Origin of the sequence: Pseudomonas pisciculturae (genome assembly GCF_015461805.1) — a bacterium.
In the GTDB taxonomy this organism is placed as follows: domain Bacteria; phylum Pseudomonadota; class Gammaproteobacteria; order Pseudomonadales; family Pseudomonadaceae; genus Aquipseudomonas; species Aquipseudomonas pisciculturae.
Window position 1 is genome coordinate 217,798 of the sequence record NZ_JACVZE010000010.1, and the last position, 17,253, is coordinate 235,050.

Consider the following 17,253-nt stretch of genomic DNA (forward strand, 5'->3'; position numbering starts at 1 on the left):
AAATAAACGAGTTTTTCATCCGCCTTTCATATTCGTTCTACATTTTTGCGCTTAGTCTTAATACACAACTTCAGAGCAAACCGCGCTACACCGGCTAACCTGTTGATTATGCTTTATCTTTGGCACCGTTGATAAAGTCTGCGGTCTAGACATTCGCCCCATGATTGTTGCTGTCTTCAAGCGCCAAGTTGCTTTAACCCCCGAGGTCATGAATCTTTGAAACCCTACCCTATTCATTGCGTGTCGATCGTTATCCCGGTCTACAACGAACAAGAAAGCCTGCCTGAACTGCTGCGCCGAACGACCGCAGCCTGCAAGCAATTGGCCTACGAATACGAAATCATCCTGGTGGATGACGGTAGCCGCGACAACTCGGCGCAAATGCTCGAAGACGCTGCATCGCAGGACGGCAGCAAGGTGGTCGCGGTGATCCTCAACCGCAACTATGGCCAGCACGCAGCGATCATGGCCGGGTTTGAGCAGTGCCGGGGCGAGGTGGTGATTACCCTCGACGCCGACCTGCAAAACCCGCCGGAAGAAATCCCGCGTCTGGTCGAACAGGCCGCCCTCGGTTATGACGTGGTTGCCACCGTGCGCAACAACCGCCAGGACTCGGCCTTTCGCCGCTGGCCGTCGCGCCTGATCAACCTGGCCGTGCAACGCTCCACCGGCGTGGCCATGACCGACTACGGCTGCATGCTGCGCGCATACCGGCGCACCATCGTCGACGCCATGCTCGCCTGCCGTGAGCGCAGCACGTTTATTCCGATCCTCGCTAACGGCTTTGCGCGCCACACCACTGAGATTCTGGTGCACCACGCCGAGCGCGAGCACGGTGAGTCCAAGTACAGCGCCATGCGCCTGATCAGCCTGATGTTCGACCTGCTGACGTGCATGACCACCACCCCGCTGCGTCTGCTTTCCATCGTCGGTTTTAGCCTGGCGGCCCTGGGCATGCTGTTTGCCTTTGCGTTGATCATTTTGCGCCTGGCCTTTGGCGCCGAATGGGCCGGCGACGGCATGTTCGTGTTGTTTGCGGTGTTGTTCGTGTTTACCGGTGGCCAGTTCATCGGCATGGGCCTGTTGGGTGAATACCTGGGCCGCATGTACAGCGACGTGCGCGCCCGCCCACGGTTCTTTATCGAAAAAGTGCTGCGCAACACACCGCCGCCACCGACACCAGCGGTCGTCGTCGACGGCCTCGCGTCTTCCCATATTTCCACTTCTGCTGATCAGGTCCAATCATGAGTTCAAAAGCTGTTGTATTCGCGTACCACGATATTGGGTGTGCTGGGATTGAAGCATTGCTCGCCACCGGTTACGAAATTGCTGCCGTGTTCACCCATGCCGACGACCCCAAGGAAAACAACTTCTACGGCTCCGTCGCCCAGCTCTGCGCCCGCAACGGCATCCCGGTGCACGCCCCGGAAGACGCCAACCACCCGCTGTGGGTCGAGCGTATCGCCAAGCTCAACCCGGACTATCTCTTCTCCTTCTACTACCGCAACCTGCTGAGCGAGCCCGTGTTGGCCACCGCCCGCAAAGGCGCGTTCAACCTGCACGGCTCGCTGCTGCCCAAATACCGTGGCCGCGCCCCAGCCAACTGGGTGCTGGTCAACGGCGAGACCGAGACCGGCGTGACTCTGCACCGCATGGTCAAGCGTGCCGACGCGGGTGCGATCCTGGCCCAGCAGAAGGTCATCATCGAGCGCAGCGACACCGGCCTGAGCCTGCACGCCAAACTGCGTGACGCCGCCACCCACCTGCTGCGTGATGCGCTGCCGCAACTGGCCGCCGGCAAGCTGAGCGAGACCGCCCAGGACGAAAGCCAAGCCAGCTGTTTTGGTCGTCGTACCGCTGCCGATGGCAAGCTGGAGTGGAAAAAACCGGCCGAGGAGCTGTTCAACCTCGTGCGCGCGGTGACCCAACCCTATCCGGGCGCCTTCTGCGCCGTGGGCGAGCACAAGCTGATCGTGTGGCAAGCTGAAGTCATCAAGGGCAACGACGGCCTGGCACCAGGCCGCGTAATCAGCGTCAACCCGCTGCGCATCGCTTGCGGTGAAGACTCCCTGGAAATCAAGTTCGGCCAGCGCAACGACAACGGCCTGTACCTGGCCGGGCCTTCCCTGGCCAATGAACTGGGCCTGGTGGACGGCTCGGTGCTGCGCGGCGCCGAGTCTGGCCGCAAGCCACGCCGTACCCGCGTGCTGATCCTGGGGGTGAACGGCTTTATCGGTAACCACCTGTCCGAGCGCCTGCTGCGTGACGACCGTTACGAAGTCTACGGCCTGGACATCGGCTCCGACGCCATCGAACGCCTGCGCAGCCACCCCAACTTCCACTACGTGGAAGGCGACATCAGCATCCACACCGAGTGGATCGAGTACCACATCAAGAAGTGCGACGTGGTGCTGCCGCTGGTAGCGATCGCCACGCCGATCGAATACACCCGCAACCCACTGCGCGTGTTCGAGTTGGACTTCGAAGAAAACCTCAAGCTGGTGCGCTACTGCGTCAAATACAACAAGCGCGTGATCTTCCCGTCGACCTCCGAAGTCTATGGCATGTGCCAAGACCAGTACTTCGATGAAGACACCTCCAACCTGGTGGTCGGCCCGGTCAACAAGCAACGCTGGATCTACTCGGTCTCCAAGCAACTGCTGGACCGCGTGATCTGGGCCTACGGCGACAAAGGCCTGAAATTCACCCTGTTCCGTCCGTTCAACTGGATGGGCCCGCGCCTGGACCGCCTGGATTCGGCGCGCATCGGCAGCTCCCGCGCCATTACCCAGTTGATCCTCAACCTGGTGGAAGGCACGCCAATCCGCCTGTTTGACGGTGGCGAGCAGAAGCGCTGCTTCACCGACATCGCCGACGGTATCGAAGCCCTGGCGCGCATCATCGATAACGACAACGGTGTGTGCGACGGCCAGATCATCAACATCGGCAACCCTGAAAACGAGGCGAGCATCCGTCAATTGGGCGAAGAGCTGCTGCGTCAGTTCGAAGCCCACCCGCTGCGCGGCAACTTCCCGCCGTTCGCGGGCTTTCGCGATGTTGAGAGCAAGGCGTTCTACGGCACCGGTTACCAGGATGTGGCCCACCGCAAGCCAAGCATCGACAACGCCAAGCGCCTGTTGAACTGGGAGCCGACCGTAGAGATGAGCGAAACCATTGGCAACACGCTGGACTTCTTCTTGCGTGAAGCCATGCTCGAAATCGCGGACAAGCGCTGATGCAGGCAGGTCTACGCATCGACGTCGACACCTACCGTGGCACCCGTGAAGGTGTGCCGCGGTTGCTCGAAACCCTGGACTCCGCCTCGGTTAAGGCGACGTTTTTCTTCAGTGTCGGGCCGGACAACATGGGGCGCCACTTGTGGCGCCTCATCCGCCCGCAGTTCCTGTGGAAGATGCTGCGCTCCAACGCAGTGGGTTTGTATGGCCTGGATATCCTGCTGGCCGGCACGGCGTGGCCGGGTAAGCCGATTGGTCGTGACCTGGGGCATTTGATGCGCCAGGCCAAGGCTGCCGGGCATGAGGTCGGTTTGCACGCCTGGGATCACCACGGCTGGCAGGCCAACGCCGGGCGCTGGAGCGAAGCGCAGTTGGTGGAGCAGATCCGCCGGGGCGTTGACACCCTAAACGACATTCTCGGTGAACCCATCGACTGTTCAGCCGCTGCCGGCTGGCGTGCCGATGAGCGCGTGGTGCAAGCCAAGCAAGGGTTTAACTTTCGCTACAACAGCGATTGCCGGGGCAGCCGCCTGTTTCGTCCAACCTTGGCCGATGGCAGCGCGGGCACCCCACAAATTCCGGTAGACCTGCCGACCTTCGACGAAGTCGTCGGGCCGGTGGTGGCTGCCAAAGACTTCAATGGGTTCATCCTAGACCGTTTTGCCGCGTCGAAGCTGAACGTCTACACGATCCACGCAGAAGTGGAAGGGATTCTGATGGCCAACGATTTTCGCCAACTGCTCGCCCAGGCAGGGCAGCGCGGCATCGACTTCAAACCCTTGGGCGACCTGTTGCCCGCGGATGTGACCACGCTCCCCCAACAACACCTGGTACGTGGCGCCTTACCTGGCCGCGAGGGCTGGCTGGGAGTGCAGCAAGCATGATCCGCCGTTGGGCGTTGCCCCTGCTCCTGATGGCTTTTGGCGTGTTTTACCTGTTGCCACTGGCCACCCATGGCCTGTGGATTCCGGATGAAACCCGCTACGCACAGATCAGCCAGGAAATGCTGCTGACCGGCAAATGGGCGTCGCCGCACTTCATGGGCATTCGCTACTTTGAAAAACCAGCGGCGGGTTACTGGATGATTGCGCTGGGCCAGGCGATCTTCGGGCAGAACCTGTTCGGCGTGCGTTTCGCCTCGGCCTTGAGCACCGGTTTGAGCATCGTGCTGGTGTACCTGGTATCGCGCCGTTTGTGGAATGACCCGCACAAAAGCCTGATCAGCACCGTGCTGTACATGAGCTTTGTCAGCATTGCGGCACTGGGCGGTTATGCCAACCTCGATCCGCAGTTCACCTTCTGGGTCAACCTGACCGGTGTCGCGCTGTGGTTTTGCTTTGACAGCACCACCCGCAACGGTCGCCTGGCTGCCTGGGCGTTGCTGGGGTTTGCCTGTGGTATGGGCTTTATGACCAAGGGCTTTCTGGCCTGGCTGCTGCCGGTGCTGATCGCCCTGCCCTACGCGGTTTGGCAAAAACGCTTTCGCGAGCTGCTGGCTTATGGCTTGGTCGCAGTTGTCGTGGCGATTGTAGTGAGCCTGCCGTGGGCCCTGGCGGTGCACGTGCAAGAGCCTGATTACTGGAACTTTTTCTTCTGGCACGAGCATATCCAACGCTTTGCCGGCGAAGATGCCCAGCATGCTGAGCCGTTCTGGTACTACCTGCCGTTGCTGGTTGCGTTCTCGCTGCCCTGGGTTGCCCTGCTGCCATCGACGCTCAAGCAAGCTTGGCAGGCGAAACGCGCCCCTCAAATAGGCTTTGTGCTGTTGTGGCTGCTGATGCCCCTGGCGTTTTTCAGCCTGGCCAAGGGTAAGTTGCCCTCCTACATCATGCCGTGCCTGTTGCCGCTGGCTTTGTTGATGGGCTCGACCCTGGCCGACAAACTTGCGCAGGGTCGCAGCCGCGCCCTGCGCATCAACGGCTGGTTGAACCTGACGCTGGGTGTCGTGGCCGTGCTGGCGCTGACCTGGTTCCAATTGAAGAAGCCAGTGTACGAACACGGCGAGGAAACCCTCAGCCTGATGCTGGTGTTTGTCTTCCTGTTCGGCTGGATCATCGCCAACCTGCTGCAGGCCGCACGCCCCTTGAAACTGTGGGCCGCACCGCTGATCGGCAGTGGCTTGCTCGTGGCCTTGGTGCCGGCTGCGCTGCCCCACTCGGTGGTCTACAACAAAACCCCGGATCAATTCATCATCGATCACGTGCACGAACTGCAGCCAGCCACCGCGTTGCTCAGCAATGACCTGGGCGCCGCATCAGCCCTGTCATGGCGCCTGGCACGTCCCGACGTGACGCTCTACAACACCGTCGGCGAAGTGAAATACGGTCTCGCCTACCCGGATGCCAGCCAGCACAAGGTGGATACCAGCCAAATCCAGCAATGGATGAGCGCTGCACGCAAAAAAGGTGCGGTCGGCGTGGTAATGCGGGTTAAAGGTGACGATGAAATTGCCGAAGTTGCATTGCTGCCCAATGACGGCCAGCGCTATGAGCAAGGCAATCTCATGATTCTGATCTTCCCGCAGGTTACCCAATGATCACCCTGCTGCTGCTATTGGCAGCGTGCCTGCTCACGTGCATGGGCCAGGTGGCGCAGAAGTTCGCCGTGGAAAGCTGGCGCCACCTGCCCGATGGCTGGGCACTGAAACTGCGTTCGCCGTGGCTGTGGGCGGCGTTGGCTTGCCTGGGCCTGGGCCTGCTGGTGTGGTTGTTGGTGTTGCAGCGCCTGGAAGTCGGCATTGCCTACCCGATGCTCAGCCTGAACTTTGTGCTGGTGACCCTGGTGGCGCGGTTTGTGTTCCATGAACCGATCGATACCCGCCACTGGTTGGGTGTGGCGATGGTGATTGCCGGCGTCGTGCTGCTGGGGCGCCAGGTATGAGCCGCCTACAGGGTTTTGCCTTGGCATTGGGCAGCGTCGGCCTCGTCAGTGCTGCCCAGTTGGGCATGCGCTGGAGCATGACGCGCTTGCCGCTGCCCAACGAATGGTTAAGCGCCCGGATTGATGTTGGCGCGCTCGGCATGGTGCTGCTGGCGATCTTCGCCTATGCGCTGTCGATGCTCTGTTGGCTCGGCGCCCTCAAACACTTGCCTTTGGGCCGCGCCTATTCGTTGCTGAGTATCAGCTACGCGCTGGTGTACCTGCTGGCCGCCAGCCTGCCAGTGTTCAACGAGCATTTTTCGCTTTCAAAAACCCTGGGGGTGGCCTTGGTCATCCTTGGTGTTGTAGTTATCAACTCTCGCCGTGCTAGCACTACAAGTCCCAGGAATACCCCATGAAAATCAGTGTATTTGGTAGCGGTTACGTCGGCCTGGTGCAGGCCACTGTATTAGCTGAAGTCGGTCACGATGTCATTTGCATGGACGTGGACAAAAACAAAGTCGAGCAACTGCAAAAAGGCCATGTGACCATTTTCGAGCCGGGGCTGGCTTCGATGGTCAAGGAAAACCTGGAAAGCGGACGCCTGACCTTCACCCATGACGAAAAAATCGCCGTCGAACACGGTGAAGTACTGTTTATCGCCGTGGGCACGCCATCGGACGAGGACGGTTCGGCCGACCTCAAGTACGTGCTGTCGGTGGGCGATGCCGTGGCCCGTCACCGCAGCAACCCGGTGATCCTGGTGGAAAAGTCCACCGTGCCCGTCGGCACCGGTGACACCCTGCGCGCCCACATGGAAAAAGCCCTGCACGTGGCCGGCCGGCACCTGGAGTTCGATATCGTCTCCAACCCTGAATTCCTCAAGGAAGGCTCGGCGGTCGCCGACTGCCGCCGCCCGGACCGCATCGTGATCGGCTGCGAGCGTGAAGAGGTGCGCGACGTCATGCGCGACCTGTACGCGCCCTTTAACCGCAACCACGATCGCATCATCTTCATGGACGTGCGCAGCGCCGAACTGACCAAGTACGCGGCCAACTGCATGCTCGCCACCAAGATCAGCTTTATCAACCAGATCGCCGAGCTGGCCGAACACCTGGGCGCCGACATCGAGGCCGTGCGCCAGGGTATCGGCGCCGACTCGCGTATCGGCTATCACTTTATCTACCCCGGTTGCGGCTACGGCGGCTCGTGCTTCCCCAAGGACATGCGCGCCCTGATCCACAGCGCCAAGCAAGCCAATTGCTCCAGTGATCTTTTGCAAGCGGTGGAAGCCATCAACCAGCGCCAGAAGAGCAAGCTGTTTGAGCGCATCAACGCGTTCTTCAAAGGCAACTTGCGGGGCAAGACGTTCGCCTTGTGGGGCCTGGCCTTCAAGCCCAACACCGATGACATGCGCGATGCGCCAAGCCGGGTATTGATGGAAGCCTTATGGGCGGCTGGCGCCAACGTGCGTGCCTTTGACCCGGAAGCCATGCAGGAAACCCAACGCATCTACGGCGACGACCCACGGCTGATGCTGATGGGCACCCCGGAATCAACCCTGGGCGGCGCCGACGCACTGATCGTCTGCACCGAGTGGCAGCAATTCAAGGCCCCGGACTTCGACCTGATCCACCAGCGTCTCAAAACCCCGGTGATCTTCGACGGCCGCAACCTGTACGACGGCGAGCGCCTTGCGCGCAAAGGCTTCCAGTACTACCCGATTGGGCGTGGCGACTCCTGCCAGTTGCCGATTCCCCAGCAGCAGTGGGTGCCTCAGGTCGTGGAAGCCGGATAGGTGAACACAGCCCGACCGCCCCTGTTGAATACAACCGTGCGCCAGCAATCCATCGCTTTGGGTGTGTTGGCGCTGTTGTTGTTTATTGCTGGCAACTGGCACCAGGCGATCATTGGTTTTGACTCGCGCTTTGTGGTGTTCGCCCAGGAGATGCTGCGTCATGGGCCGAGCTTTTTCCCCACCACGTACGGGCAGCCGTATGCCGACTACCTGGCCACCTCGACCCTGCTGACCTGGCTGGTGTCGTTGCCGTTGGGCCAGGTCACCAGTTTTACCGCTTGGTTGCCGACGGCGATTGCCTCGGCCTGCATCGTCACGCTGGTCTATCGCCTCACCGCGCCCCACTCTTCGCGCTGGGGCCTGTTGAGCGTGGCGATGTTGCTGCTCAGCAGCACGTTCGTCAGCGAAACCCGGGCAGTGTCCCTCGACCAGATGCTCGCTGCAGTGGCACTGGCGGTGTTTTACCTGGGTTATGCCCATGATCACTTCGGCGCCAGCAAACGCCTGCATTGGCTGTACGCGTTGCTGATCATCGGTTTCGCGATTCGCGGGCCCATCGGGCTGGTGATTCCCACCGGCGTGCTGTGCAGCTACTACCTGATCAATCGGCAATGGCGCCCGCTGTTCGGCTTCGGGCTGGTCGCCCTGGCATTGCTGGTGGCGTGCGTCGGCGTGCTGTTGCTGCTGGCCAAGCTCAGCGGCGGCGAAGCGTTCATGCAGGACGTGATCCGCATGCAGTTCCTGGGGCGCATGGATGGCAGCGAAGGCTCCAGCGGCGTGCTGTATTACTTCACCAGCTCGCTGGGTAATTACGCCTTCGCCTACCCGGTGGCGCTGCTGGTGCTGCTTGCGGTGGCTGCAGGCGGGCGTCGCCAGCCAGACCCAGCCTTGCAACTGGTCTTGTACTGCGCAGCCGCGGGCTTGCTGGTGATGCTCGGCCTGTCGGTTCCTCAAGCGAAGAAAGCACGTTATGTGCTGGCGATGCTGCCCATGGCGGCAATCATTGCGGCGTACCCCTTCCAGGTCGCCCACGGACGGCTGTTCGCGTGGCTGCGGGGTTTGATGCTGGGAATATGGGTGCTGTTGCCGGCACTGTTGGCGGTCGCGCTGCTGGTTGTGCGGCGCCGTTATGCCGAGCGGTTGGACCACCTTGAGCTGATCTTCGCAGTGCTCGCTACCCTGCAAGTCGTGGCGTTACTGGCCGTGCTCAAGCCACGCATGCGCCCGGTCGGGCCGGCGATCACAGCCGTATTGGCGTTGTGGGCCACCTACATCATGGTGGTCGAACCGTTGCAGCGCAGCCTCTACGACACCCGCACCTTCAGTCTCGCCGCCAAGGCCATGATCCAGCAGGATCCCGCGCCAGTAGTGCTGCACGGCTTGGGCAAGGATGCTAAAGCGATCAAGTTCATGGTCAGCTACGATTGCGACCGTGTACCGCTGTTTACGCAACGGCCTGCTGACCTGAACCGAATTCCTACCCCGGCGTGGCTGGTCATGAGCGCTGAGGATTTCGCAACGCTGCAAGACCCGCGCTTTCGCGCCATAACGCCGGCGTTGAGGGGGGAGTTCGATATGAACCCGTATGTGCTGCTGCACTTGGATAAGTCCAACGCACCCTAACTGCATTAATATTGCATTTAACCCTCATTAATATGCATTGGCGACGTGCTAACAGGCGCGGCACACTGCACAGGTTCCTTCCCCCAATGTTGGAACTTTCCAAAAGGCTTCTCCGGGCAACCAGACAAGCCTTTTTTTTGCCTGCCGTTTATGGACTGCCCTTTGATGCTCGCTCGCTGGTTCCCCGCTGCAATCAACACCCACCCCACGGAATGGAGCCGTGCCGCCATCGGCATGGCTCTGGGCACAATGTTCAGTGTCTGGGTGTGCGCCCAGGTGTTTGGCATGGACGTCGCCCTCCATCTTCTCGGGCCACTTGGCGCCTCGGCAGTGTTGCTGTTTGCCGTGTCATCCGGCGCGTTGGCGCAACCGTGGTCGATCATCGGCAGCTACCTGTGCGCAGGCGTTGTCGCCTTGCTGGTCGCTCGCGTACTCGGGCGCACCCTGGGCAGCGCTTGCCTGGCGGCGGGCATGACCGTGGTGTTGATCTGCTGGCTGCGCTGCCTGCACCCGCCCGCTGGTGGCCTGGCGATGACGCTGGTGTTGACCGACCCGGTGTCAGCCGGCCTGGGCTGGTATGAACTGGGCGCGGTGATGCTCGGTGCCGGCACGCTGCTGGCGTGTGCGCTGGCCTATAACAACGCCACGCGCACGCGCTACCCCAAGGGTGGTGTCGACACACCGGCGGTTACCGTGGGCGGCCCTGCGGCGCCTGTCGACCCAGCGATAACCGCTGCCGACCTGAAACTGGCGTTGGCTGACATGGAGCAGTTCTACGATATCGAACCCAGTGAGTTGGAACAGTTGATCCATGCCGCTGAACACCACGCGAGGCGGCGCAGCATCGGCCAAGTGCTCGCACAGCGGTGACGAACGGGCTTGCACTCGGGGATTTGAATACTAACGTTTAAAAGTCACTTGGCATTGTCTGCTGTTCATCCTGAAGTCTGGGTCGCCGTATACCAGTTGCGAAGACATGAAACGTCTGGCCAAAGATTGGTGTTCACGTGCGGTGATCCAAACGGGTAGCCCCTGCCCGCCTCTCCCATTGCACAGTTGCCCATCGCTCTGCACGCCGGCCCTCATGCCCAGGTGGTTTCGAATTGTGCGTTCGGGCCTGGAGCATCTCACCGTGGACCATAACTTACAAAAGCTGCTGCGCTCGACCTTGTTCGACGCCAGATCGCGTTATCACTTACCCCTCAGGGCCTACATGGACCTGACCATCCAGCGCATGCACGCTATTTTCGATGCGGGGCTCATCAACAACGACATGTGGCTGGGCCAGCCCCACGGGGCACGCTTTCGCGAGCTGTGCGAGCTGATCGGCCAGATCGGCGCCTACGATTACGCCCTGTATTCGTCGTTGGTCGATCACATGATCGCGGCCAATGCGTTGCTGACCCAAGGCAGCCCCGCGCAAGTGGCGCGCTTTCACGACGAAGTGACGCAGATGCACGCGGTGTACGCCTTCGGCTGCACTGAAATCGCCAGCGGCACCGACGTACGCAACCTCAAGACACGCGTGACCTACGACAGCCAGCAACACGGCCTGTTACTGGACTCACCCAGCGCGGATGCGTGCAAATACTGGATCGGCAATAGCCTGTACGCCGCACAGGTCGTAATGGTGCTCGCGCAATTGCACGCCAATGGCGAAGACCAGGGGCACCATTGGTTTCGTGTGCGAATTCGCGACAGCGAAAACGGCCCGTTACTGCCAGGCGTCACCGTCATGGCCTGCGACCCCAAAGGCGGCATTCATGCCAACCAGGTCGCTGGCCTGCGCTTTAACCAGATGCCGTTGAGCACCGACGCACTGTTGCAACGGCATGCGCGGTTTACCGCCGAGGGTCAATTTGTCAGCGACCTGCCCAAAAGCGAGCGCTTTATCAATGCGCTCGAGACCTTCCTGCAGGAACGCCTGCTGCTGATGGCTGCCTCGCGGCATGGGGCGGGGTTAAGCGCCCATTTGACCTATCGATTCGCCCAGCACCGCCAGGTGCAAACCGGGTCATCCATGGGGCCTTTGCTGGCCAACCCGTTGTTCCGCCAGCGTCTTTACAGCGCGCAGCTCAAAGCGATTGCGCTCAAGTACCTGGAGCAGGCCATCCTCACGCGCTTCGAACGCCAATGGCAGCACATAGAGCAGCGCAAGCAACTGCATATCCTCGCCGCCTTAAGCAAATGCATCGGCACCTGGATGGGCCTGGAGATCATCGCCCAGTGCCGTGAGTTGTGCGGCTCGCAAGGTTTTCACCACTACAACCAGATCGTCACGATGCGCATGGACTTCGAAATAAGCCCCACGTTTGCCGGTGACAACAGCGTGATGGCCTACCAGGTGATCAAAGACGCACTGACGCGGCCACGCTTCGACAACGATCCGCCCAGCAACCTTGGTCAGCAGATTGAGCAACGCATTGTTAAGCAGTGCCGCCAGCCCAAGGGTTTCACCCATCAACAAGCCGTTGGCCTGGCCTACGCCCGCGCCCTGGACCTGATCATCCAAGAAGCTCAACACCAGCAACTCGACTCCGGTATGCAGGCTGACTTGACCCGTGTGTTCATGCACTACCTGCACCCTTGGAACACATCCGCAATGCCACAGCCACGCGCCAGCGCGGCCCGCGTCACAAAGCTTGCCGCCTGGCTCAAGCCACACAAGTTGCTGGTCAGCGCGCCGATCGCCCACGCCGATTACATCCAGCAGTTCACCCGAGCACTGTATGAGGAGCAATGAACATGGACGCCCAATGGAAACCTGACTTTTGCGACCCCGAGACTATTCGCGACCCCTACCCTGCCTTCGCCTATTTGCGTGAGCATAACCCGGTGTACTGGAGCGACCAACACAAGGCTTGGCTGCTGACTCGCTATGACGACGTACATGCAGCACAAGGCGATGCCGCCCGTTACTCATCGGACAGGATGCGTCAGTTGGTCAATGTCCAACTGCCTCCCGATAAACGCGCGCTGTTTGAACCGTTTATCGAGAAGGCCTCGCAGTGGATGTACTCCCAGGATGGCAAGGTGCATCAGGCCAGCCGCCACTTGTTGGGCAAGGCGTTCACACCGCGCTCCATCGAGGCGTTGCGCGCAGACATTGAGGCGGTCACCGATGAAATCCTGTCATCCTTGGGCCCCGCGCCGGAACTCATGAGTAAAGTGTTCAATCAAGTGCCGGCCAGGGTGCTGGCGATGCTGTACGGCATCCCCAAAAAAGACGCGCTCAAGTTGCGCCGCTGGACAGACGTGATCCTGATGTTCCTGGTAGGCAACTTCGAGGCTGATGGGCCATCGAGAGCGTTGCAGGGCTTGGAAGAAATGTATGAGTACTTTGGCAAGCTGATCGATAGGCGAAAAAAAATACCCAAAGATGACCTGGTCAGCCGGGTAATCGCTGCCGCAGGCCCCGACGCGAGCAAGGACGATCTGCTGGCCCAAGTGGTGTTCGTACTCGTCGCAGGCTATACCACCAGCGCCGATATGCTCGGGATCGGCCTTTGGTATCTGCTGCGCAACCCCGAACAACTGAGCGCGTTGCTGGCTGACCCTTCGCTGACCAAACCCGCCGTCGAAGAAATGTTGCGTATCGACCCCTCTGGGCAATTCAGTCATCGCGTATTGACAGAGGATGTGCACCTCAGAGGCCAGACACTGCGCAAAGGCGATCTGGTTTACCTCATGCGGGCTGCAGCCAATCGAGACCCTGAACACTTTGTCGACCCCGACCGCTTTGACATTCGACGTGAGAAAAACAAGCACCTGGCCTTTGGGCTCGGTGTGCATTTTTGCTTGGGCCCGGCGCTGTTTCGTCTGGAAGCCGAGGTGTTATTCACGCGCCTGCTGCAGCGGTTTCCAACGCTGCGCCTCTCAGAAAAGAAACCGCCGGTATGGCGTACCAACAACCTGCAGTTTCGCGGTCTGAAAACCTTGCACGTCGATCTGGAGCCTGTTGACACGTGCCCGTCGATACAACGCTGTTTCTCGGCAGCGCCCTGGGAGAAAAACGGCGGCTACTGCCGTGCGTTACGGGCCGGCAACCTCGTGGTCACCAGCGGCACCGTAGCGTTCGACGAAGACGGCAACCCTTACGCGCCAGGTGACGTTTATCGCCAGACCCGGCGCTGCCTGGAGATCATCGAGACCGCACTCCAGCAGTTGGGTGTGGACCGAACCCTGGTGGTCGCCACGCGCATGTACACCCAGGATGTCGCCCGCTGGCCGCAAATCGCCAAGGCCCATCAGGAGTTTTTCAGCCAATGTCCGCCCACCACCATGTTGCTGGGGGTCAAGGAGTTGATCGCGCCCGAATATCTGATAGAGATCGAGGCACAGGCATGGACCGGCCAGTGATGACGCCCGACAGCGTACGCACTGCCGTGCGGGATGCCGTGGTCATGTCAGTGCATGAGCGCTCGATCCCAGGCCCTGACCGTCCCGTGCGTGTCAGAGTGTACGGGCCGGCCATGGCGCCGCCGGTGCCGGTGTTGCTGTACTTTCACGGCGGCGGTTGGGTGGCAGGTGACCTGGACACCCACGACAGCTTCTGCCGGGTCATCTGTGAGTGGGCCGGTTGCGCAGTCGTCGCCGTGGACTATGCCAGGCCCCCCGAGCATCGCTTTCCGGCGGCCATTGACGACTGTTATGCCGTCACCGAGTGGGTCGCCGCTCACGGGTCGGCACTCGGCATAGACAGCAGACGCCTCGCCGTTGCCGGTGGTGGCTCAGGCGGCGGCCTGGCAGCCGTTATCTGCCAGCGCGCCCGCGATTGCGCAGGGCCAGCGATCGGCTTTCAACTGCTGCTTTACCCGGTGCTTGATTGCCTGGCCAGCAACCGCTCTCGAAACGACTTTGCTCAAGGGGATGGGCTGACCGCAAGCCTGATGGACTGGTATGTGAGCCAGTATGTACCCGAAGGGCATTCCTTGGCTGACCCACGGCTTTCACCGGCGCGCCACCCCGTGTTGCGCGGCTTGCCGCAAGCGCTGATCGTGACTGCCGGCCTGGACCTACTGCGCGACGAGGGCCGAGCCTATGCCCGTCAGCTGAGAAAAGCGGGAGTACGCGTCAGCCATTGGGAGTATGCAGGCGTGCACCACGGTTTTATCAACTATCCAGGTGCCGCCCCCAAGGCCCGGCGTGCCATCCTGCACTGTGCCGAGGCATTGTCAGCGTATTTTCACCCGCGCGGTGCTCGTGCATAAATGCAACAACTACCTGCATGATTGACGGTTGTACTGGGCAAATTTGCACTGGTACGATCGCGAGATGGTTCGTACGCGAACATCTTGATAAAGAACAATAAAAGCAGGGAGTTAGAGATGACTGCTCAGGTTTCATCCGAGGCAAGCCGTGTCGAATCAAGTCAAGAAGAGGTGCTGGCCGACGTCCGCAACCATATCGGCCACCTTACCCTCAATCGCCCCGCCGGCTTGAATGCCATCACCCTGGGCATGGTCCGCAGCCTGACCCATCAGTTGCAGGCGTGGGCCGATGACCCGAGCGTCTACGCCGTGGTATTGCGAGGTGCCGGTGAAAAAGCCTTCTGCGCCGGCGGTGATATTCGTTCCCTGTACGACAGCTTCAAAGACGGCGACACGCTGCACCAGGACTTTTTCGTCGAGGAATACGCACTGGACCTGGCCATCCACCATTACCGCAAACCGGTCCTGGCGCTGATGGACGGCTTCGTGCTGGGCGGTGGCATGGGCCTGGTGCAAGGCGCCGACCTGCGCGTGGTCACTGAGCGCAGCCGCTTGGCGATGCCCGAAGTGGCCATCGGTTACTTCCCCGACGTGGGCGGCAGCTACTTCCTGTCGCGCATCCCCGGCGAGCTGGGCATTTACCTCGGCGTGACAGGCGTGCAAATCCGTGCCGCCGACGCGCTGTACTGCGGCCTGGCAGACTGGCACCTCGACAGCGCCCGGCTGGCAGATCTCGACCACAAGCTCGACCATCTGCACTGGCACGACTCGCCGCTCAAGGACCTGCAAGGCGTACTGGCCAAAATAGCTGTGCAACAGCTGCCCGACGCGCCGCTGGCCGCCTTGCGCCCGGTGATCGACCACTTTTTCGCCCTGCCGGATGTGCCTAGCATCGTCGAGCAATTGCAAGCGGTCACCGTTGCCGACAGCCATGAGTGGGCGCTGGCCACCGCCAGGCTCATGCAAACCCGCTCGCCCTTGGCCATGGCCGTAACCCTGGAAATGCTGCGCCGTGGCCGACGCCTGCCGCTAGAGCAGTGCTTTGCCCTCGAACTGCACCTGGACCAACAATGGTTTGAGCGTGGCGACCTCATCGAAGGCGTGCGCGCCCTGATCATCGACAAGGACAAAACCCCGCGCTGGAACCCGCCCACCCTCCACGGGCTGGATGCCAGCCATGTCGAAAGCTTTTTTCATCACTTCAAGCAGGTTGCGAACTAAGCCATGCAAGATATTGAATACACAGAAGAACAAGTCATGATTCGCGACATGGCCCGTGACTTCGCCCGTGGTGAAATAGCCCCTCACGCCCAAGCCTGGGAAAAGGCCGGCTGGATCGATGACGGCTTGGTGACCAAAATGGGTGAACTCGGCTTCCTCGGCATGGTGGTGCCAGAAGAATGGGGCGGTACTTACGTCGATTACGTGGCCTACGCCCTCGCTGTCGAAGAGATTTCTGCCGGTGACGGTGCCACTGGCGCACTGATGAGCATTCATAATTCAGTCGGTTGCGGGCCGATCCTCAACTACGGCACAACTGCACAGAAAGAAACCTGGCTCGCCGACCTCGCCAGCGGCCAGGCGATTGGCTGCTTTTGCCTCACCGAACCGCAGGCCGGCTCCGAAGCCCACAACCTGCGCACCCGCGCCGAACTGCGCGACGGCCAGTGGGTGATCAATGGCGCCAAACAGTTCGTCAGCAATGGCAAACGCGCCAAGCTGGCCATCGTGTTTGCAGTGACAGACCCCAACCTGGGCAAGAAAGGTATTTCCGCGTTCCTGGTACCGACTGACACCCCTGGCTTTGTGGTGGACCGCACCGAACACAAGATGGGCATTCGTGCCTCGGACACCTGCGCCGTCACGCTCAACCAATGCACCGTGCCCGAAGCCAACCTGTTGGGTGGACGCGGCAAGGGCCTGGCCATTGCCCTGTCCAACCTGGAAGGCGGCCGCATTGGCATCGCCGCCCAGGCGCTGGGCATCGCGCGTGCAGCCTTTGAGGCGGCGCTCGCCTATGCCCGCGACCGCGTGCAGTTCGACAAGGCGATCATTGAACATCAGAGCGTTGCCAACCTGCTGGCAGATATGCAAACCCGGCTCAACGCTGCACGCCTGTTGATCCTGCACGCGGCCCGTCTGCGCAGTGCTGGCAAACCATGCCTGTCGGAAGCGTCCCAGGCCAAGCTGTTTGCCTCGGAAATGGCCGAGAAGGTGTGTTCGTCAGCCATGCAGATTCATGGCGGGTATGGGTATCTGGAAGATTACCCGGTGGAGCGTTACTACCGGGATGCGCGGATCACACAGATTTACGAGGGTACGAGCGAGATTCAGCGGATGGTGATTGCCAGGGAGCTCAAGAACTACCCGCTCTAACTGACACACCGACAACCAAATGTGGGAGGGGGCTTACCCCCCGATTGCAGTGGGTCAGCTACAGGTAAGCTGACTGAACCACCGCTATCGGGAGCAAGCCCCCTCCCACAGTTTTTATCTTCATGTACCAGATAGAGAGTGGTCAGCTCTA

The 17,253-nt window shown here is 60.8% G+C and carries 14 protein-coding genes; all 14 read left to right on the plus strand.

Annotated elements, in window-relative coordinates; translation table 11 throughout:
• Positions 1-216: 216 nt before the first annotated feature.
• The 14 genes from arnC (at position 217) to ICY20_RS25010 (ending at position 17,102) form a co-directional block, all read left to right on the plus strand.
• A complete protein-coding gene (gene arnC / locus ICY20_RS24945; RefSeq protein WP_159962069.1) occupies positions 217-1,248 on the plus strand; it encodes an undecaprenyl-phosphate 4-deoxy-4-formamido-L-arabinose transferase in 1,032 nt (343 codons plus the stop codon).
• Complete coding sequence (arnA, locus tag ICY20_RS24950; protein ID WP_159962070.1) at positions 1,245-3,236, plus strand: bifunctional UDP-4-amino-4-deoxy-L-arabinose formyltransferase/UDP-glucuronic acid oxidase ArnA; 1,992 nt, start codon at positions 1,245-1,247, stop codon at positions 3,234-3,236. Before arnC ends, arnA begins: the two co-directional genes overlap by 4 nt.
• Positions 3,236-4,120 carry a 4-deoxy-4-formamido-L-arabinose-phosphoundecaprenol deformylase gene (arnD, locus tag ICY20_RS24955; RefSeq protein WP_159962071.1) on the plus strand — a complete coding sequence of 295 codons (885 nt, stop codon included), beginning with the start codon at positions 3,236-3,238 and terminating at the stop codon, positions 4,118-4,120. The genes arnA and arnD overlap by 1 nt, the downstream gene beginning before the upstream one ends.
• Positions 4,117-5,772, plus strand: coding sequence for a lipid IV(A) 4-amino-4-deoxy-L-arabinosyltransferase (gene arnT / locus ICY20_RS24960; protein WP_159962072.1), 1,656 nt, complete (start codon positions 4,117-4,119; stop codon positions 5,770-5,772). The genes arnD and arnT overlap by 4 nt, the downstream gene beginning before the upstream one ends.
• Complete coding sequence (gene arnE, locus ICY20_RS24965; protein WP_159962073.1) at positions 5,769-6,116, plus strand: 4-amino-4-deoxy-L-arabinose-phosphoundecaprenol flippase subunit ArnE; 348 nt, start codon at positions 5,769-5,771, stop codon at positions 6,114-6,116. Before arnT ends, arnE begins: the two co-directional genes overlap by 4 nt.
• A complete protein-coding gene (gene arnF / locus ICY20_RS24970; protein WP_159962074.1) occupies positions 6,113-6,514 on the plus strand; it encodes a 4-amino-4-deoxy-L-arabinose-phosphoundecaprenol flippase subunit ArnF in 402 nt (133 codons plus the stop codon). Before arnE ends, arnF begins: the two co-directional genes overlap by 4 nt.
• A complete protein-coding gene (locus ICY20_RS24975) occupies positions 6,511-7,893 on the plus strand; it encodes a UDP-glucose dehydrogenase family protein (RefSeq protein ID WP_159962075.1) in 1,383 nt (460 codons plus the stop codon). Before arnF ends, ICY20_RS24975 begins: the two co-directional genes overlap by 4 nt.
• A complete protein-coding gene (locus ICY20_RS24980; protein ID WP_194938873.1) occupies positions 7,894-9,516 on the plus strand; it encodes an ArnT family glycosyltransferase in 1,623 nt (540 codons plus the stop codon).
• A 165-nt stretch (positions 9,517-9,681) separates the two neighbouring features.
• Positions 9,682-10,386: an HPP family protein gene (locus ICY20_RS24985; protein WP_194938874.1), complete on the plus strand. Its 705-nt coding sequence runs from the start codon at positions 9,682-9,684 to the stop codon at positions 10,384-10,386.
• Between the two features lie 262 nt (positions 10,387-10,648).
• Entirely contained in the window at positions 10,649-12,259 is a 1,611-nt protein-coding gene (locus ICY20_RS24990; protein WP_324187965.1) for an acyl-CoA dehydrogenase family protein, read from the plus strand.
• Positions 12,260-12,261: 2 nt separating this feature from the next.
• The gene (locus tag ICY20_RS24995) at positions 12,262-13,875 is read left to right on the plus strand and encodes a cytochrome P450 (protein ID WP_194938875.1); all 1,614 of its coding nucleotides are present in this window, start codon (positions 12,262-12,264) and stop codon (positions 13,873-13,875) included.
• Positions 13,860-14,726, plus strand: a complete 867-nt coding sequence (locus ICY20_RS25000; protein WP_194938876.1) for an alpha/beta hydrolase — start codon at positions 13,860-13,862, stop codon at positions 14,724-14,726. The genes ICY20_RS24995 and ICY20_RS25000 overlap by 16 nt, the downstream gene beginning before the upstream one ends.
• A 117-nt stretch (positions 14,727-14,843) precedes the next feature.
• Positions 14,844-15,947: an enoyl-CoA hydratase/isomerase family protein gene (locus ICY20_RS25005; RefSeq protein ID WP_194938877.1), complete on the plus strand. Its 1,104-nt coding sequence runs from the start codon at positions 14,844-14,846 to the stop codon at positions 15,945-15,947.
• 3 nt (positions 15,948-15,950) lie between these two features.
• Positions 15,951-17,102, plus strand: a complete 1,152-nt coding sequence (locus ICY20_RS25010) for an acyl-CoA dehydrogenase family protein (RefSeq protein ID WP_194938878.1) — start codon at positions 15,951-15,953, stop codon at positions 17,100-17,102.
• The last annotated feature ends 151 nt before the right edge of the window (positions 17,103-17,253 follow it).

Coding starts and splice junctions, on each gene's coding strand:
- arnT (WP_159962072.1), top strand. CDS start 4,117: ATGATCCGCCGTTGGGCGTTGCCCCTGCTCCTGATGGCTTTTGGCGTG.
- ICY20_RS24995 (WP_194938875.1), top strand. CDS start 12,262: ATGGACGCCCAATGGAAACCTGACTTTTGCGACCCCGAGACTATTCGC.
- arnF (WP_159962074.1), top strand. CDS start 6,113: ATGAGCCGCCTACAGGGTTTTGCCTTGGCATTGGGCAGCGTCGGCCTC.
- ICY20_RS25010 (WP_194938878.1), top strand. CDS start 15,951: ATGCAAGATATTGAATACACAGAAGAACAAGTCATGATTCGCGACATG.
- ICY20_RS24985 (WP_194938874.1), top strand. CDS start 9,682: ATGCTCGCTCGCTGGTTCCCCGCTGCAATCAACACCCACCCCACGGAA.
- ICY20_RS25000 (WP_194938876.1), top strand. CDS start 13,860: ATGGACCGGCCAGTGATGACGCCCGACAGCGTACGCACTGCCGTGCGG.
- arnD (WP_159962071.1), top strand. CDS start 3,236: ATGCAGGCAGGTCTACGCATCGACGTCGACACCTACCGTGGCACCCGT.
- ICY20_RS25005 (WP_194938877.1), top strand. CDS start 14,844: ATGACTGCTCAGGTTTCATCCGAGGCAAGCCGTGTCGAATCAAGTCAA.
- ICY20_RS24975 (WP_159962075.1), top strand. CDS start 6,511: ATGAAAATCAGTGTATTTGGTAGCGGTTACGTCGGCCTGGTGCAGGCC.
- arnA (WP_159962070.1), top strand. CDS start 1,245: ATGAGTTCAAAAGCTGTTGTATTCGCGTACCACGATATTGGGTGTGCT.
- arnE (WP_159962073.1), top strand. CDS start 5,769: ATGATCACCCTGCTGCTGCTATTGGCAGCGTGCCTGCTCACGTGCATG.